This is a genomic window from Sphingorhabdus sp. (assembly GCF_046292425.1).
Classification (GTDB): Bacteria; Pseudomonadota; Alphaproteobacteria; order Sphingomonadales; family Sphingomonadaceae; genus Sphingorhabdus_B.
The window spans coordinates 1-16,354 of sequence record NZ_JBKBQV010000014.1; the positions used below are offsets into that span (position 1 = coordinate 1).

Here is a 16,354-nt window from a genome sequence, read left to right on the forward strand (position 1 = left end):
AAGAGCCCGGCCTTTTTCATTGTGCCATCGGAATTTAAGTCGAGGAAATCAGACATGGGTTATCGTATTGTAGTCGCAGGTGCCACGGGCAATGTGGGTCGGGAAGTTGTAAACATATTGGCCGAGCGCGCCTTCCCTGCGGACGAAATCGCGGTGCTTGCATCGTCGCGTAGCCAAGGCATCGAAATCGAATATGGCGATACCGACAAGATGCTGAAGATCCAGAATATCGAGAATTTCGACTGGTCTGGCTGGGACATGGCGATTTTCGCAATTGGTTCAGAAGCGACCAAGAAATATGCGCCAATTGCCGCTGCCGCTGGTTGCGTCGTGATCGATAATAGCTCGCTGTTCCGTATGGATCCTGATATTCCGCTAATTGTACCTGAGGTAAACCCTGACGCAATCGACACTTACAAGCGCAAAAATATCATCGCGAATCCGAACTGTTCGACTGCCCAATTGGTAGTCGCGCTCAAGCCGCTGCATGATTACGCCAAAATCACCCGCGTTGTCGTTTCGACTTACCAGTCGGTTTCCGGCGCAGGCAAAGAAGGCATGGACGAGCTTTTCGAACAGAGCCGCAACATCTTTGTCGGCGACAGCGCTGACGCGAAGAAATTCACCAAGCAGATCGCGTTCAACGTCATTCCGCACATCGATAGCTTCCTTGACGATGGCTATACGAAGGAAGAGTGGAAGATGATGGTTGAGGTCAAAAAGATCCTCGATCCGAAAATCAAGCTGACCGCGACGTGCGTGCGCGTGCCTGTCTTCGTTGGCCACAGTGAGGCAGTAAATATCGAATATGAGCGCGAAATGTCGGCGGAAACTGCGCAGAATATCTTGCGTGAGGCGCCGGGCATCATGCTCATCGATAAGCGGGAAGATGGCGGCTACACAACACCTGTGGAAGCTGCGGGTGACGATGCGACCTATGTAAGCCGCGTGCGCGAAGACCCGACAGTGGACAATGGCCTTGCCTTCTGGTGCGTGTCGGATAATTTGCGCAAGGGGGCAGCACTGAACGCGGTGCAGATTGCGGAACTGCTTGGACGGCGGCATTTGAAAAAGGGGTAAGTTATGGGGCTGCAAGCCGATGTTTTCTGGTCGTTTCGCAGCCCGTACAGTTACCTTGCTACCCGGCGCTACAGCGCGCTGGCGCAGCAATATGACCTGACGATCAATTTGCGTCCGGTCTATCCGCTAGCGATACGGGAGCCCGACTTTTTCGAACGTAGCCATCCAAACTGGTTGCGGTATACGTTCACCGATATGTTCAGAGTAGCTCAATTCCACGGCATCCCGTTCGGTCCACCACGCCCCGACCCGATTGTGCAGGATGTGCGAACGCGAAAAATTGCGGACGAGCAGCCTTATATCTTTCGCCTTACGAGATTAGGGCAGGCTGCGGCGCGGCGGGGCAAAAGTCTCGCTTTTTGCGACGAAGTGTCGCGGCTCATCTGGGGCGGTGCGGAGAATTGGCATGAAGGCGACCATTTGGCAGGCGCGGCCACTCGCGCTGGATTGGACCTAATCGAAATAGATGCCGAAGCCATTAGGCATGCAGAAGCTCTCGACGCAGAAATCGCCGAAAACCAGGCCGCGCTTGAAGCTGCAGGTCATTGGGGCGTCCCGACGCTTGTATTTGAAGGCGAACCGTTTTTTGGTCAGGACCGAATTGATATGGCGGTATGGCGCATGCAGCAAAAGGGGCTGGTGGCGCGCGAGACTTAAGCGTCAGTCCGCGATTACAGGCTGTTGTCCCGGTACGGTCTTGCCGGGTTTTAAGAACAAGACCAGTGGGCTTATTACGACCAGCATAATCATCATCAGTTTAAAGTCGTCGAGATAGGCAATCATCGCAGCTTGTCGGTTGATCTCTAAATCAAGCATCTGCAAGGCCGTCCCGCCTAGCGGCCCCAGCCGGTCCGCAGTCGAAGGGTCTATCATGCTCATAGACGATTCCGTAACATGCGAAGCGAGATCTTCGTGACTCGTCTGTATATTGCGGGCCAGCATTGTGGTCATCACAGATATGCCAAAGCTGCCACCCAGACTGCGGAATAGATAGAGCAAACTAGACCCATCCGTCCGCATCCGCATAGGTAGCGTGGAAAAGGCGACGCCGTTCAGGGGTATGAAAACCAAGCCCATGCCAAAACCCTGAAAAAGTCCGGTGTAGACGATCAGATGCCAATCCATATTCAACGACCAGCCTGTCATAATCCACATTGATGCGGCGGTCATCAGAAAGCCCCCAAAGATCAAGACCCTCGGGTCGACCTTTCTGCCGAGCTTTGCTGCGATGAACATCGCAATCAATATGCCGACGCCTCGCGGCGCAAGCAACACGCCGGTGTCATAGACGCTGTAGCCATAGAGATTCTGGAGCATGGGCGGCAGCAACGCGAATATCCCGAACATCATCATGCCGACGAGCAGCATCATGTTCAGGGAAATGAAGAAGTTCCGGTCGGTGACTAGCAGGCGTTCGAACATCGGACGGCGCGCTGTCATCTGATGGATGGCAAACATCCAAAGTGCGGCCAATACGACAAGCAACTCTATAATGATCTCCCAGCTCTGCAGCCAATCCTCTTGCTGCCCGCGATCAAGTAGCAACTGAAGTGTCGCAAGGCCTATAGCGAGCATGGCAAAGCCAAAACGGTCAAGTTCGCGGCGGTTTATCGGTCGCGATGGTAGCAGCCACCATAATATAGCCAGAGTCGGAATGCCAATCGGCAGATTGATATAAAATACCCAGCGCCAGTTATAGTTTTCGGTCAGCCAGCCGCCAATCATTGGACCCAGGATTGGTGCGATCATGATACCCATGCCCCAGATCGACATCGCCCGCTGTGCATCCGATGGCTTGTTGATATCGAGCATGATCGTCTGGGAAAGCGGCCCGATAAAGGCCGCGCATACGCCCTGAAATATCCTGAAGGCGACCATCTCCGTGAGGTTGGTCGCTATCCCGCACAGCATTGATGCGAGAATAAAGCCGGCTACGGCGCCCAGAAAAAGGTTACGAGAGCCAACCCTGTCGGCAAGCCAGCCGGTGATGGGCATCGCCACGGCGCTTGCAACGATGTAGCTCGTCAGGACCCATGTGATGGTATCCATCGTCGCGCCAAGGCTGGTTTGCATATGTGGAATAGCCACATTGGCAATCGTCGAATCCAGAATCTGGATGATCGTCGCGCCCATAACCGCAAGCGTTAGCAGCGCTTTGTTTTTAACCGGATAGGCGGGTTGGTCGAGAAGGTTACTTATCGGTGTCGATGCGGACATGTGCCGACAGCCCCGCAATCATCGCACGCTTAGGTTTGTCGGTAATCGAAATCCGCACGGGCACCCGCTGTATTACCTTCACCCAATTGCCATTGGCGTTTTGGGCGGGAAGGACGGAAAACTCAGACCCCGTACCAGCGCCAATGCTTGATACCTTTCCGCGAACCTTAAGATCCGGATAAGCATCAAAGGTGATTTCGGCAGGCTGACCGACGCGCATATGCGCAAGGTCGGTTTCCTTGAAATTGGCTTCGATCCAGCTTTTGTCGCTGGCGACGATGGTCAGGCCGGGCAGGCCCTGCACCATCATCTGGCCGGGTTGTAAGCGGTCCGCCTGGCTGACGACGCCGGCGACGGGCGCGCGCACTTCGGTTCGCGCCAGATTAAGGAGCGCCTGATCACGCTGGGCTTGTCCCGCCTTAATTGCGGGATTTATCCCCGGGGCGGCTGCTCCCGTCGCGAGGGCAGCACGGGCCTTGCTGGCGCCTGCTTGCGCCGAAGCCACGCGGCTGCGGGCATCGGATAGTGCATGTTCGGCCGCTTGCAAACGCGCGCGCGTAGTAAAGCCATCCTGCATCAGCGATGATTGCCGCTCATATTCCTTTTCGTAAAACGCGACGTCTTCACGCGCGCTATCAATGTCAACGCCAGTGGTTTGATATTCGGTTTGAAGCGACGATACGCGAACCTGGGCAGCGGCAATAGCTGCATCAGCCTGTTCGATGGCAATGCGATAAGGGGCAGGGTCGATCTGGAACAATAAATCGCCCTCATTCACAACGTCATTTTCCCGGACAGCGACATCAACGATGCGTCCGCCTACCTCGGCCGAAATTGAAACCTTGTCTTGTTGGACATAGGCGTTGTCCGTCGAGACATAATGGTCGTTTGCGATATAATATGCAGTGGCGCCGCCCACCAAAGCCAAGGGTACAGAGCCCATCACCGCCAAACGCGCAAAACGGCGGGGTTTTCGTGATCTAGGAGTCTCTACATCAATTTGTAGGTCTGCGTCAGCCATTCGACACCTCGAGCGGTTTACGGGTCAAATTTGCGCGAACGACATTCAACATGGCTTCCAGTTCCACGCGCTGGGCTGCGTCCAGTCCCGCCAATGCGTCATCAAACAACGCGAGCGCAGTCGGGCGCAGCGCCTCAATCTTTTTTTCGCCTTCCGGTGTAAGGTGAAGGCGCCAGGTTCGGCGGTCTGCGGGGTCTGCCCGACGCTCGACAAGGCCGGCATCCTGCAACCGGTCAATCATTCGGCCGAGTGTTATTGGCTCAACATCCAGCATGTCGGCCATTGTGACTTGCGTGCTGCCATCGAAACGCTTCAGCAAAGCAAGTACGCGCCATTGGGGACGAGTCACCCCCATCACGCGCGCCCGTTCGTCAAACGAACGTCGCAACAAACGGGCAGCATCACCCAGCAGAAATCCCAAGTCATCACTCATGTCGTCCATATAATAGCTATGCTTATTATGTGCAATAATCTTTGGCTGGACTTCGCAAATCTTCGAAAGAACTTTCCTGATGGAATGACGCATGGCAGTAGCTAGCTGTTAAAACCATACGAAGAAGAGCAAGCGGATGATTACATGCGATAGTTTTCAGGCGATTGACGGCGTCAAAATCGCATGGCGTGAAATGGGGAAAGGACGCCCTTTGGTGCTGATCCATGGCTTCATGTCCGAAGCCGAAACCAACTGGATCAAATACGGACATGCGGCGGCGCTGGCAAAGGCGGGATTCCGCGTGATCATGCCTGACCTGCGTGCCCACGGATTAAGTGGAAAGCCGCACGATCCAAAAAATTACCGGCGCGATGTTTTGGCAGACGATCAGTTCGCGTTGCTCGCCCATCTGGACATTACGGATTATGACCTCGGGGGCTATTCCCTGGGTGCGCGAACGGTATCGCGGATGCTGGCCCGCGGCGCAGCACCGGGGAGGGCGGTGATTTCGGGCATGGGGTTGGAAGGCCTGACGCAGACCGGCCATCGCGGTTCGCATTTTCGGCATGTTTTCGATAATCTCGGTCGTCATGAAAAGGGAACGTCGGCGTGGATGGCGGAAGCCTTTCTGAAAACCACTGGCGGTGACCCGGTGGCTCTGCGACATATTTTGGATACGTTCGTTGACACCAGTGTTGAGGAGATTGCCAGTTGGACGCTGCCGGTGGCGGTCGTCTGCGGCGAGCAGGATGACGACAATGGCTCGGCCGCTGAACTCGCGGCACTGCTACAGCGAGGAAAGCTGTTCACGGTGCCCGGCAACCATATGAGCGCCGTGATCAAGCCGGATCTTGGGCAAGCTTTTGTCGAGGCTTTGACGGGTGACCTCTGGTGAATGTGCCGCCGTTCGATATTCAACCGGTCTTGATGGGCGAGCACGTCATGCTGCGGCCATTATTGGCGAGCGATTATGATGCGCTGTTTGCCGTGGCTTCGGACCCAGAAATATGGGCGATGCATCCATTTCGCGATAGGTATAAACGGGACGTGTTCGACGAATTTTTCGCCGGTGCAATCGCATCGCATGGCGCTTTTGTTATTTTGAACAAGGCCACGGACAAGATCATAGGCGGCACGCGCTTCGACTGTTACGATCCGAATACACAAGAAATCGAAATTGGTTGGACGTTTTTCGCGACTGCATATTGGCGCACTGGGATCAACCGTGAAGTGAAGGCGCTGATGCTAAATTACATCTTCCAGTTCGTCCGGATCGTGGTGTTTCAAATAGGAGCAACAAACTTCCGGTCGCGCACTGCAGTAGAGCGACTGGGCGCCAAGTTGGTGCTTGAACATAAGCGCCATCATGGTGGGCAGATGCACGACTACACAACCTATCACCTGACGCGCGAGGATGTCCTGACAGGAGTGTTGGCATCGTCTTTGGTTTCAATGCCGCTATGAGAAACGAAACTGCTCTGGAGAGGCGTTTCTGGACGTTCTGGCTATCCGGCATTTTACTGCTCGCCGCGCTCATTGTGATGAACATGTGGTTGGTCACTGACATATCTCCCCTAGGCATCAGCGACCATCAGGCGGCGGGGAGCGCGGCCCGCGTTGACGCCATTCATGCAGGCTGGGCGGCGGCGAACGTTGTGGACCTCGCTATCTACAGCATGGAGTTGGACCTGATATTTATTGGCGTTTATGCGTGGGGTGCTTTCAATGGCGGACGGATGTTTGCCGCGTCGCCGCATGCGACGCTCGCACGTCTCGGCAAGATCATAATTTTCGCCGCAGTCGGTTTTGCAATCACTGATTATGCCGAAACCATAAGCCAGCTTATTCAAACGGCAGGAACCGGTGGGGATGATACGCTCGCAGGCATCGCTGCAACTCTGCGTCCAGTCAAAATGATACTGTTTTTGGTGACCTTCCTCGGTGTCTTGCTTGGGCTGGCCATTCGACGAACGACTCGACCTGTGGCTTGACGAGGAAGACCGAAAGTTTCACCATCGCGCCATATTATTTGCCGGGAACCCAATATGAAAAATCTTGTATCTATCGCCACTTTGGCCTTCGCCATGCTATCCGTCCCATCTGTTGCCGTTGCGCAGGATACTCCGGCGGCAACTAGTGCCCCGACTGTTTCGGACGCTGATGCCTTTGTTGCCCGTGCGGAAAAAGATCTGTTTGCTTTCTCCGTTGAAGGCGGCCGGGTCGCCTGGATCAATTCTACCTATCTGACCGATGATACCGATGCGATTGCTGCGCGATACGGCGAAATAGGCACAGAAAAAGCTGTCGGATACGCTCTTGAGGCTGCCAAATATCAGGCGCTTCCCGGTCTTTCCTATGATACCAAACGCAAGCTAGATATCTTGCGTGGTGGGATCGTCCTGCCTGCGCCAACCACGCCCGGTGCGGCGGCTGAACTTGCGACCATTTCGACCAAATTACAGTCGGCCTATGGCAAGGGACGCGGCACGCTGCGCGGCAAGGAAATCAACGGTTCGGATATTGAGGCCGAGATGGGCTCAAATAGAAATCCCGACGAATTGAAGGAGATGTGGGTTAGCTGGCATGATAATGTAGGCGCGCCGATGGGGCCGGATTACACGCGGATGGTGGAAATCGCCAATAAGGGCGCGACTGAGCTTGGCTACGCCGATGTTGGCGCGATGTGGCGATCCGGATACGATATGCCGGCGGACGATTTTGCGAAGCTTACTGATAAGTTATGGCTTGAGGTAAAGCCGCTATACGACGAACTGCACACTTATGTCCGTACTCAGCTTAACAAGAAATATGGTGATGCCGTCCAGTCGAAGACGGGCCCAATTCGCGCAGACCTGCTTGGCAATATGTGGGCGCAGGAATGGGGTAACATTTATGACGTCGTTGCGCCTCCCGGCGCTGGTGATATTGGATATGACATCGGTGAGCTTTTAGTCGCCAAGGGTTACAGGCAAACCGACATGGCAGACTTTAGTGCCATTCGCGGCCAGGGCGAAAAGGACATGGTGAAGGTAGGCGAGGGCTTTTTCTCGTCGCTTGGGTTTGACCCATTGCCAAAGACATTCTGGGATCGTTCGCAGTTTATCAAACCAACGGATCGCGAAGTCGTTTGCCATGCTTCAGCTTGGGATGTTGATAATGTCGAAGATTTGCGCATCAAAATGTGCATCAAGGTTAACACCGACGACTTTGTAACTATTCATCACGAACTCGGCCATAATTACTATCAGCGTGCCTATAACAAGCAGCCTTATTTGTATCTCAATGGTGCCAATGACGGTTTCCACGAGGCAATCGGCGACGCTATCGCCTTGTCGATTACGCCAAATTATCTGGTTCAAATCGGCTTGCTTGATCCTGCCAAAGTCCCAGGAGCAGACAAGGACAACGGTCTGTTGTTACGTCAAGCCATGGATAAGGTCGCGTTCCTGCCCTTCGGGTTGTTGATCGATAAATGGCGCTGGGGCGTATTCAACGGTTCGATCAGCCCCGCAAATTACAACAAGGGCTGGACTGATCTGCGACTGCAGTATCAAGGCATCATCCCGCCAGTCGAGCGCCCCGCCGACCGTTTTGACGCAGGTGCCAAATATCATATTCCCGGCAACACGCCTTACACCCGATATTTCCTTGCCCGGATATTGCAATTTCAGTTTTACAAGGCAGCTTGCGATATTTCTGGATGGAAAGGGCCGCTTCATCGCTGCTCATTTTATGGCAACAAGGAAGTGGGTACACGGTTAAACGCGATGCTCGAAATGGGTGCGTCCAAGCCTTGGCCGGATGCGCTGCAGGCCTTTACGGGTACACGCGAGATGTCGGGTAAGCCAATGCTCGAATATTTTGCGCCATTGATGAAATGGCTGAAGGTTCAGAACAAGGGCGCGAAAAAAGGTTGGTAATAAGCAATAGCCCCGTCCTGGCGGGCGGGGCTATTGGTGTATCAAATGATTATGCGGCGGGCTTTGTCGTTGGCTTTTTGACAGACGGTTTTGGCTTGGCCGGGCTTGTTTTTTGGGGTGCCGCAGCTTTTGCAGGTGCTTTCGCCGCGGTTTTGGGCGCAGCGGGCTTTTTAACGGCCGGTTTGCTGGCTACGGGCTTCTTGGCAGCGGTCTTGGCACCATCAGATGTTTTCCGGTCGTAAACCTTTTTACCAGCAACGGCTGCTGCGGCTGTGGCAATCACTGCGCCGGCAACGGCGGCGGTCTTGCCGGGGTTTTCCTTGATCGCGGTACCTGCGGTAGCTGCCGCACTGGATGCAGACTCCACTGCGGACTTTGCAGTTGTCGACGCGGTTTCCGCTGCTGAACGCGCACTACCGGTCAGGCCATCTGCGAGGTCGCGCAGTTTATTAAGTACCTTGTCGAACGTTCCAGTTTCTGTGGGCTTTTTCGGCATGGGCCGTTCCTCCTTAAGTGGTTATGTAATAATAATAATCGTTTGGCGTCGTTTTCGTTCCTGCGTGCTATCTGAAAGGCGGTTCGTTGAAGGCGCGCAGTTTTCGGCTATGTAGGCTATTTCCTGCCTCCCGAAGCAGCTCGCACGTCTGAATGCCGATTTGTAAATGCGCGGCAATCGCTTCTTCATAAAATCGGTTAGCTTGACCTGGCAATTTAATCTCACCGTGCAGCGGTTTGTCCGAAACACATAGCAATGTACCATAAGGCACACGGAAACGATAGCCCTGCGCCGCGATGGTCGCCGATTCCATGTCTATGGCAATTGCCCGGCTCTGCGAAAAACGAAGCGCAGATGCGGAATAGCGTAATTCCCAGTTCCGGTCATCGGTGGTGACAACGGTCCCGGTGCGCATCCGCCGCTTTAAATCCGCGCCGCTGGTACCCGAAACATGCTCTGCTGCACTTGCAAGTGCCTGCTGAACTTCAGCAATAGGGGGAATTGGAATTTCGGGCGGCAGAACCTCGTCAAGAATATGGTCATCGCGAAGATAGGCGTGGGCGAGGACATAATCGCCAATGCGCTGTGTTTCCCGAAGGCCGCCGCAATGGCCGATCATCAGCCATGCCTCGGGTCGCAGGACTGCCAGATGGTCGCAAATTGTCTTAGCATTGGACGGGCCGACACCGATGTTTACCAGTGTGATGCCCGACCTGTCCGGCGCAATGAGATGGTAAGCAGGCATCTGGTGACGGCGCCACGTGCTGTCGGCGACAAGCTGAGCTGCATTATCGGTTGGTTGGTCAACATATAACCCACCCGCGCCTGATAAGGCCGTATAGCGGCCATTACCGACCTGTTTGCAGGCCCAGCTCACGAATTCGTCGACATAACGATGGTAGTTGGTGAACAATATATAATGCTGCACATGCTCCGCCGGCGCCCCTGTATAATGGCGCAAGCGGGCCAAAGAGAAATCGGTGCGCAGACCATCAAAAAGCGCGAGCGGTGAACTGCTGTTGCCTTTGATGCGTAACAGGCCGTCGGCAATTTCATCGCCGATGTCAGCAAGCTCGGTGGTCGGGAAGTAGCGCGCCAGTTCATTTGGGCTGACTGTCCCAAGTTCCAGATCAGCGGAGCCGTCGAGGACATAAGGGAACGGGATTTCCTGCTTGCTCCGGCCAACCGATATTTCGAGTTCATATTGTTCGACCAGCAGATCAAGCTGCTCACCAATATATTCGGCAAATAAATCGGGTTTGGTAAAGGTCGTTCGGAACGTCCCGATTTTTTCAAGCTTGCCAAAAGCGAGGTTAGATTTTGTATCCCGCGTCTTGCCCGCATAAGTTATGACGAGTTCGGGATAGCAGAAATCATTGCTTGCGCGTTGATCGGCAGTGGGCGGTATCGCGTCCTTCAGATATGCCGCCAGAGCGGATTGGAGGCGTTTTACCGAAGCTTCATATTCGGTAACAAGTTGATTAATGATGTCTTGGCTTTGTTGACTAGGCATAATGACGCTTCACCGAATTTTGCGTTCTTGGCAACAAAAAAGGGAGGGTTGCCCCTCCCTTTCAAATGCCATTGGGCCGTTGATGCAAGCGTCAGAGTTGTCCGAGCATATATTCCGCCGAGCTTACGTTGAAATCCCCGGGCGCTTCAACGTTGACTTGCTCGACAACGCCATCATTCACGACGAGCGAAAAGCGCTGGCCGCGCTTGCCCATGCCAAATGCGCTTCCATCCATTTCCAGGCCAAGTGCGGCAGCAAAATCACCGTTGCCATCGGCAAGCATCGTGATCGAGTCCGACCCGCCCGATTTGTTCCAAGCGCCCAATACGAAGGCGTCGTTTACGGCCGTGCAGGCTATTTCATCGATGCCTTTTGCAGCAAGTTCATCGGCCTTTTCCACAAACCCAGGTAAGTGGCGTGCCGAGCAAGTTGGCGTGAATGCGCCGGGAACCGAAAATAATGCCACCCGCCGTCCTGCAAAATACTCGGCCGACTGGACTGGCTGCGGTCCATCGGCGGTCGCCTTCACCAGCTTAACGTCAGGAATTTTGTCACCTACAGAGATGCTCATATTCTGTTCCTTTTTTGAAGATTGATTTTGGGTGCTTATTCCGGGACCTGCACATGCAAGTCAAGCCTGCGTTCGTTCTTTGCCCGATTTGTGGGGCGATCAATCGTTCAAGATGTTCCGGTCAAGATAGTAAATATTGCTTCACCGCCTTTCTTCAAAATTCCGTAAACAGGATGGTCGATCTTCCAAGCGGGATACAGGGGAATAAGGGATCGGGGACTTGAACAAATATTTACAAAACGCAGCGCTTGCTGCGATGACATTTACTGTGTTGGTTCAGCCTGCGCAGGCTTGCTGGACGAACGCAGCGCAGGATGCGGCCAAGATCAAGCATCTCAATACGATGCTGATGGTTACGGCCCTAAGGTGCCGCAACACGCCCGACAATTTTCTTCCGCAGTATAACCGGTTCGTTGCAAAGCATAATGTCCTGATAGGTGCACAGAATTTGGAGCTGCGAAATCATCTGTCGGCCACGTACGGCCCGGGCGAGGCAGAAGATGCATTGGACCGAATGTCGATTGGCTATGCCAATAGCTATGGCACGGGACACAAGGCGATGAACTGCCGGCAATTGAAGGAACTGGCAGATAAGCTCGGGACCGAAACACATGGTGTCATGACGATGGCGGCAGTTGCAGACGTTGCTGTGACTGGACAGTCGTGGAACGGCGCGACCTGTCCAAGTCGCATTGCAACGCGGCCTTAACAATTCGCCGGGCATATAAAGCAATCTTTATATTTGATTTCGGTTCGATCCACAGCTAAGGGCGGAGGCATCTAAAACCTCCCGGAGAATAAGCCTGTGGCTTTTAACGATTATGTCATTGCCGATATCGGCGAGGCCGATTTTGGCCGCAAAGAAATCAATATTGCCGAAACGGAAATGCCTGGCCTTATGGCATTGCGTGAGGAATTTGGAACGTCAAAGCCGCTAAAGGGCGCGCGAATCGTCGGATCGTTGCACATGACAATCCAGACCGCAGTCCTTATTGAGACGCTGACGGAACTTGGCGCTGACGTGCGCTGGGCGACGTGCAACATTTTCTCGACGCAGGACCACGCTGCTGCAGCAATTGCCGCACGCGACATTCCTGTGTTTGCGGTAAAAGGCGAAAGCCTTGCCGATTATTGGGATTATGTCGGACGCATTTTTGACTGGGGTGATGACACCACTGCAAATATCATTCTCGACGATGGCGGCGATGCAACCATGTTCGCATTATGGGGTGCGAAGCTTGAGCGCGGCGAAACCTTTGGGGAACCAGAGAATGAAGAAGAAGTTGAATTCCAGCGCGCTTTGAAAGCGTTCATTGCCAAGAAGCCGGGCTATCTGACTCAGACCGTAAAGAATCTGAAAGGCGTTTCGGAAGAAACTACCACCGGCGTGCACCGCTTGTACGAAATCGCGAAAAAGGGCGAATTGCCTTTTCCCGCGATCAACGTGAACGACAGTGTGACCAAATCAAAATTCGACAATCTTTATGGTTGTAAAGAATCCCTCGTTGACGCAATTCGCCGGGCCACTGACGTTATGTTGGCCGGTAAAGTCGCCTGCGTGGCGGGTTTTGGCGACGTCGGCAAGGGTTCCGCCCAATCGCTCCGCAATGGCGGCGCGCGTGTGATGGTCACTGAAGTCGATCCGATCTGCGCGTTGCAGGCCGCGATGGAAGGCTTTGAAGTTGTGACGATGGAAGAAGCTGTTCAGCGCGCAGATATTTTTTGCACCGCCACGGGCAACGCTGACGTTATCACTGCCGAGCACATGATGAATATGAAGCCCATGAGCATCGTGTGCAACATCGGTCACTTCGACAGCGAAATCCAGATTGCGGCACTGTCCAACTACAATTGGACGGAAGTGAAACCGGGCACGGACCTCGTTCAATTTCCGGACGGCAAGCAGATCATCGTTCTTGCAAAGGGTCGTCTGGTCAACCTTGGCTGCGCAACCGGGCACCCAAGCTTTGTGATGTCGGCAAGCTTCACCAACCAAGTGCTCGCGCAAATCGAGCTTTGGACCAATGGTGAGAACTATAAAAACCAGGTTTATGTGCTGCCAAAGCATCTCGACGAAAAGGTCGCGACTTTGCATCTCGAAAAGTTGGGCGTTAAGCTGACGAAACTGACCGAGAAACAAGCAAGTTATATCGGCGTATCGACTGAAGGTCCTTTTAAGCCAGACCATTACCGTTATTAATTACTCGTCATTTCTGGCGTAAAGAAAGCCTGCTACGGGAACGTGGCGGGCTTTTTTCATTGCACGTGCCAAGCATTTAGGCATTAACATCTGGGTTGCAACATAAAGGGCGCATGACGATGACAGGCACTGGCCTGCCGATTGCTTTGATAGGGATTTTAATGGCACTATGGCTGGTTGGAGCCGTCGTCGCCATTTGGATCGGGCTGTCTATGCGCAGTCAGGCCAACAAGATGCTTCGACAAACGAAGCGTCTTGGTCGCCTGCTGGAAACCGCGCCTGCTTTCCCCGTCGTAGTGAAGGGTGACGGAAGGATAGACGCGCCCGAGCGATTTGCGCGTCTGCTTGGGTTGGATGAACCCGCGGCCTCACTTTCGGAACTTGGCGGACGTGACAACGCGGGCCTCGCCTTGAAAGACCTCGCCGAGCTTGAGAGCAAGGTTCGGGAAACACAGCGAACGGGAAGGGGCTTCACACTGCCATTGGCGATTGAAGGGTCTAACCGCCGACTGACCGTTGTGGGCAATATTGCAGACTCCATCATCTACCCGAACGGCGCCGCGTTGTTGTGGTTTTTTGATTCAACCGAAAGCTTGCGCGAGCTTGAGCGGCGGGCACAGGAATCCGACGAAGCGCGGTCTGCATTTTCTGCGCTGGCTGGACTTATTGAAGCGGCACCCATTCCAATGTGGCATCGTCGACCAGACATGAATCTGCATTTTGTAAATCATGCTTATGTTACCGCAGTAGGGGCCACCAATGGTCTTCAGGTTGTTGAGGAAGGCATTGAGTTGCTTGAGCCCGAGAACGGCCAAACCGCAGCGGATTTTGCCGCTGAGGCGGCCGAGACAGACACCCAGAAAGAACGGATTGTCTCAGCGACCCTAAATGGCGAACGCCGACAGCTCCGCGTATTCGATATCCCACTTGGCGCATCGGGTGTCGCCGGGTTGGCAATTGATGTTCAGGACTTAATCGATACGAAATCCGAAGTGCGTGAGCTTTCTGAAGCACAAAGAGACCTTCTGAACCTTATGTCTGCTGGCGTGGCGCAGTTCGACGCGCGGCATGTGCTGAGTTTCGCAAATCTTCCCTTTCAAAGCCTCTTTGCATTCCGTGACCAGTGGCTTTCGGAAAAGCCGGAGTTTGCCCGCGTTCTTGATCGTATGCGTGAAAACGGAAAACTGCCCGAAGTGCGCGATTTTCCTGCTTGGCGAAAAGATCGGGAGGAATGGTTCCGCGCGTCTGATCCGACGGAAGAGAACTGGCTTTTGCCCGACGGCACGCATTTGCGCGTGTTAGCGCAGCCCATCCCCGATGGCGGCCTATTGATGATTTTCGAAGACCGTACCGAGCAAGCCCAGCTTGCGAGCGCACGAGACATCTTGTTACGTGTGCGTACCGCGACATTTGATAACCTGTTCGAAGCCATTGCAGTTTTCTCGGCAGACGGCCGCTTGAGCATTTGGAACCGGTTGTTTGCCGAAACGTGGAAATTGACGGATGAACAACTGATCAAGCACCCAAGGCTGGACGAACTTTTGCCTTTGCTTGCGGGGCACCTGAAAAAGCCCACCCAGATATCCATATTGGGTGAACTTATCCGTATGACATCTTCCAACCGGGCGCAGCGCAAGAGCAAGGCCATTTTTGCTGACGGACGGATGTTTCAGATTGCCACCATACCGTTGCCCGACGGCAATACGCTATTCACCATGCTGGACATGTCTGACACACTGAAAATTGAGCAAGCGCTGCGCGACCGGAACAGCGCGTTGCAGGATGCCGATGCCATCAAAGGCAAGTTTCTGGCCAATATGAGTTATGAATTCCGCACGCCCTTGACCTCAATAAGCGGCTTCGCAGATTTGCTGAAGGCAGGCATTGCCGGCGACCTCGGTCCGCAGGCATTGGAATATGTCGACGCCATTGTTCAGTCGGCCGATCGCCTGTCCGAACAAATTAACACGGTGCTGGACTATAGCCAGATCGAAGCTGGTGCATTGCCGCTGGTGCTCGAAGAAGTGGACGTTGCCGCGCTCGTTGCGCAGATCGCGCAAACCAAGGCGCAGATGGCAGACGCTGCAGGCGTACTGATGCAAGTCGAGGCGACCGATGCGCACGGGACCATGTCACTGGATGCAAAACGTATTGGGCAGGCCATCGGGCAGGTGCTAGACAACGCAATCCGCTATCATCGTGCGGGCGGCGAAGTCCTGTTTCTCGCCAGGTGGCAGAATGATGTTCTTGAATTTGTCGTTTCGGACAATGGCCCGGGCATAAATGATATGGATGTTCAGCGTCTTTCACCGGAGAATATACATGCGCGCGGAGACGATCCAACCGGGGCGATGACTAGGGGGCTGGGCCTTCCCCTGGCGCGGCAAATTATTGAATCGCATGGTGGCGCGTTCCATTTGCATTCGGAAGAAGGCGAGGGAACAACAATAATTATGGCGTTGCCCAGGAAATGATTATCGCAACCGACGCGGAAATGCGGGCCTTTGGCCACTCCCTCGCAAAGGAGTTAAAACAGGCGGATTGGGTAGCTATCAACGGCCCGCTGGGTGCGGGCAAGACGGTGTTGTGTGCCGGGATATTGGCTGGCCTTGGGTTCAAAGGCGAAGTTGCCAGCCCATCTTATGCCATTGTCCACAGTTATGAACCGCCAGAGGTTTCTGTTGCCGTAGCGCATGTCGATTTTTATCGCTTGGATGACGCCAACGAATTAGAGGAACTGGGCCTCGCCGACGAACGCAGCGACCGCATCACATTGGTGGAATGGGCCGAACGCTTCGGCTCCGCTTTTGTGGTGCCAAGCCATATTATTAATATAACGCCGCAAGCGGATGGAAGCCGAATATTGACCTTGAAAAATGGATAAAGATGACACCCGCAACTGA

Annotated in this window: 16 protein-coding genes; 10 read left to right on the forward strand and 6 right to left on the reverse strand. The window is 54.1% G+C overall.

Annotated elements, in window-relative coordinates; translation table 11 throughout:
* The first annotated feature begins 54 nt into the window (after positions 1-54).
* Entirely contained in the window at positions 55-1,080 is a 1,026-nt protein-coding gene (locus ACK4S7_RS04675; protein ID WP_409644829.1) for an aspartate-semialdehyde dehydrogenase, read from the forward strand.
* A 3-nt stretch (positions 1,081-1,083) separates the two neighbouring features.
* Positions 1,084-1,737: a 2-hydroxychromene-2-carboxylate isomerase gene (locus ACK4S7_RS04680; RefSeq protein ID WP_409644831.1), complete on the forward strand. Its 654-nt coding sequence runs from the start codon at positions 1,084-1,086 to the stop codon at positions 1,735-1,737.
* A 3-nt stretch (positions 1,738-1,740) separates the two neighbouring features.
* On the opposite strand, the gene ACK4S7_RS04685 is transcribed toward ACK4S7_RS04680, so the two are convergent.
* Genes ACK4S7_RS04685 through ACK4S7_RS04695 form a run of 3 tightly spaced genes read right to left on the reverse strand, consistent with a single transcriptional unit; the run spans position 1,741 to position 4,751 of the window.
* Positions 1,741-3,297, reverse strand: a complete 1,557-nt coding sequence (locus ACK4S7_RS04685; protein WP_409644832.1) for a DHA2 family efflux MFS transporter permease subunit — start codon at positions 3,295-3,297, stop codon at positions 1,741-1,743.
* Positions 3,272-4,318 carry an HlyD family secretion protein gene (locus ACK4S7_RS04690; RefSeq protein WP_409644833.1) on the reverse strand — a complete coding sequence of 349 codons (1,047 nt, stop codon included), beginning with the start codon at positions 4,316-4,318 and terminating at the stop codon, positions 3,272-3,274. The genes ACK4S7_RS04685 and ACK4S7_RS04690 overlap by 26 nt, the downstream gene beginning before the upstream one ends.
* Entirely contained in the window at positions 4,311-4,751 is a 441-nt protein-coding gene (locus tag ACK4S7_RS04695) for a MarR family winged helix-turn-helix transcriptional regulator (protein ID WP_409644834.1), read from the reverse strand. The genes ACK4S7_RS04690 and ACK4S7_RS04695 overlap by 8 nt, the downstream gene beginning before the upstream one ends.
* A gap of 136 nt (positions 4,752-4,887) precedes the next feature.
* Between ACK4S7_RS04695 and ACK4S7_RS04700 the strand changes: the two genes are divergently transcribed.
* Genes ACK4S7_RS04700 through ACK4S7_RS04715 form a run of 4 tightly spaced genes read left to right on the forward strand, consistent with a single transcriptional unit; the run spans position 4,888 to position 8,671 of the window.
* Positions 4,888-5,646 carry an alpha/beta fold hydrolase gene (locus ACK4S7_RS04700; RefSeq protein ID WP_409644835.1) on the forward strand — a complete coding sequence of 253 codons (759 nt, stop codon included), beginning with the start codon at positions 4,888-4,890 and terminating at the stop codon, positions 5,644-5,646.
* Positions 5,643-6,215: a GNAT family N-acetyltransferase gene (locus ACK4S7_RS04705; protein WP_409644837.1), complete on the forward strand. Its 573-nt coding sequence runs from the start codon at positions 5,643-5,645 to the stop codon at positions 6,213-6,215. Before ACK4S7_RS04700 ends, ACK4S7_RS04705 begins: the two co-directional genes overlap by 4 nt.
* Complete coding sequence (locus tag ACK4S7_RS04710) at positions 6,212-6,742, forward strand: hypothetical protein (protein WP_409644838.1); 531 nt, start codon at positions 6,212-6,214, stop codon at positions 6,740-6,742. The genes ACK4S7_RS04705 and ACK4S7_RS04710 overlap by 4 nt, the downstream gene beginning before the upstream one ends.
* A gap of 54 nt (positions 6,743-6,796) precedes the next feature.
* Entirely contained in the window at positions 6,797-8,671 is a 1,875-nt protein-coding gene (locus tag ACK4S7_RS04715; RefSeq protein WP_409644839.1) for a M2 family metallopeptidase, read from the forward strand.
* A gap of 49 nt (positions 8,672-8,720) precedes the next feature.
* Here ACK4S7_RS04715 and ACK4S7_RS04720 read toward each other — a convergent pair whose 3' ends face one another.
* The 3 genes from ACK4S7_RS04720 to ACK4S7_RS04730 all read right to left on the reverse strand — a co-directional run bounded on the left by ACK4S7_RS04720 (position 8,721) and on the right by ACK4S7_RS04730 (position 11,251).
* The gene (locus ACK4S7_RS04720; RefSeq protein ID WP_409644840.1) at positions 8,721-9,167 is read right to left on the reverse strand and encodes a hypothetical protein; all 447 of its coding nucleotides are present in this window, start codon (positions 9,165-9,167) and stop codon (positions 8,721-8,723) included.
* 67 nt (positions 9,168-9,234) lie between these two features.
* Positions 9,235-10,680: an AMP nucleosidase gene (locus ACK4S7_RS04725; RefSeq protein ID WP_409644841.1), complete on the reverse strand. Its 1,446-nt coding sequence runs from the start codon at positions 10,678-10,680 to the stop codon at positions 9,235-9,237.
* Positions 10,681-10,771: 91 nt separating this feature from the next.
* Positions 10,772-11,251 carry a peroxiredoxin gene (locus tag ACK4S7_RS04730; RefSeq protein WP_409644842.1) on the reverse strand — a complete coding sequence of 160 codons (480 nt, stop codon included), beginning with the start codon at positions 11,249-11,251 and terminating at the stop codon, positions 10,772-10,774.
* Between the two features lie 220 nt (positions 11,252-11,471).
* Between ACK4S7_RS04730 and ACK4S7_RS04735 the strand changes: the two genes are divergently transcribed.
* From ACK4S7_RS04735 to tsaE, 4 genes are all read left to right on the forward strand, one after another.
* Positions 11,472-11,960, forward strand: coding sequence for a hypothetical protein (locus ACK4S7_RS04735; protein WP_409644843.1), 489 nt, complete (start codon positions 11,472-11,474; stop codon positions 11,958-11,960).
* 96 nt (positions 11,961-12,056) lie between these two features.
* Positions 12,057-13,451 carry an adenosylhomocysteinase gene (ahcY, locus tag ACK4S7_RS04740; protein ID WP_409644844.1) on the forward strand — a complete coding sequence of 465 codons (1,395 nt, stop codon included), beginning with the start codon at positions 12,057-12,059 and terminating at the stop codon, positions 13,449-13,451.
* Positions 13,452-13,564: 113 nt separating this feature from the next.
* Positions 13,565-15,925: a PAS-domain containing protein gene (locus ACK4S7_RS04745; protein WP_409644845.1), complete on the forward strand. Its 2,361-nt coding sequence runs from the start codon at positions 13,565-13,567 to the stop codon at positions 15,923-15,925.
* Positions 15,922-16,335, forward strand: a complete 414-nt coding sequence (tsaE, locus tag ACK4S7_RS04750; RefSeq protein WP_409644846.1) for a tRNA (adenosine(37)-N6)-threonylcarbamoyltransferase complex ATPase subunit type 1 TsaE — start codon at positions 15,922-15,924, stop codon at positions 16,333-16,335. Before ACK4S7_RS04745 ends, tsaE begins: the two co-directional genes overlap by 4 nt.
* Positions 16,336-16,354: the final 19 nt, after the last annotated feature.

What these genes read in the sequence shown, in the direction of transcription:
- ACK4S7_RS04710 (WP_409644838.1), top strand. Translation starts at nt 6,212, where the DNA reads ATGAGAAACGAAACTGCTCTGGAGAGGCGTTTCTGGACGTTCTGGCTA.
- ACK4S7_RS04680 (WP_409644831.1), top strand. Translation starts at nt 1,084, where the DNA reads ATGGGGCTGCAAGCCGATGTTTTCTGGTCGTTTCGCAGCCCGTACAGT.
- tsaE (WP_409644846.1), top strand. Translation starts at nt 15,922, where the DNA reads ATGATTATCGCAACCGACGCGGAAATGCGGGCCTTTGGCCACTCCCTC.
- ACK4S7_RS04745 (WP_409644845.1), top strand. Translation starts at nt 13,565, where the DNA reads ATGACGATGACAGGCACTGGCCTGCCGATTGCTTTGATAGGGATTTTA.
- ACK4S7_RS04720 (WP_409644840.1), bottom strand. Translation starts at nt 9,167, where the DNA reads ATGCCGAAAAAGCCCACAGAAACTGGAACGTTCGACAAGGTACTTAAT.
- ACK4S7_RS04715 (WP_409644839.1), top strand. Translation starts at nt 6,797, where the DNA reads ATGAAAAATCTTGTATCTATCGCCACTTTGGCCTTCGCCATGCTATCC.
- ACK4S7_RS04700 (WP_409644835.1), top strand. Translation starts at nt 4,888, where the DNA reads ATGATTACATGCGATAGTTTTCAGGCGATTGACGGCGTCAAAATCGCA.
- ACK4S7_RS04675 (WP_409644829.1), top strand. Translation starts at nt 55, where the DNA reads ATGGGTTATCGTATTGTAGTCGCAGGTGCCACGGGCAATGTGGGTCGG.
- ACK4S7_RS04695 (WP_409644834.1), bottom strand. Translation starts at nt 4,751, where the DNA reads ATGAGTGATGACTTGGGATTTCTGCTGGGTGATGCTGCCCGTTTGTTG.
- ACK4S7_RS04730 (WP_409644842.1), bottom strand. Translation starts at nt 11,251, where the DNA reads ATGAGCATCTCTGTAGGTGACAAAATTCCTGACGTTAAGCTGGTGAAG.
- ACK4S7_RS04725 (WP_409644841.1), bottom strand. Translation starts at nt 10,680, where the DNA reads ATGCCTAGTCAACAAAGCCAAGACATCATTAATCAACTTGTTACCGAA.
- ACK4S7_RS04690 (WP_409644833.1), bottom strand. Translation starts at nt 4,318, where the DNA reads ATGGCTGACGCAGACCTACAAATTGATGTAGAGACTCCTAGATCACGA.
- ACK4S7_RS04685 (WP_409644832.1), bottom strand. Translation starts at nt 3,297, where the DNA reads ATGTCCGCATCGACACCGATAAGTAACCTTCTCGACCAACCCGCCTAT.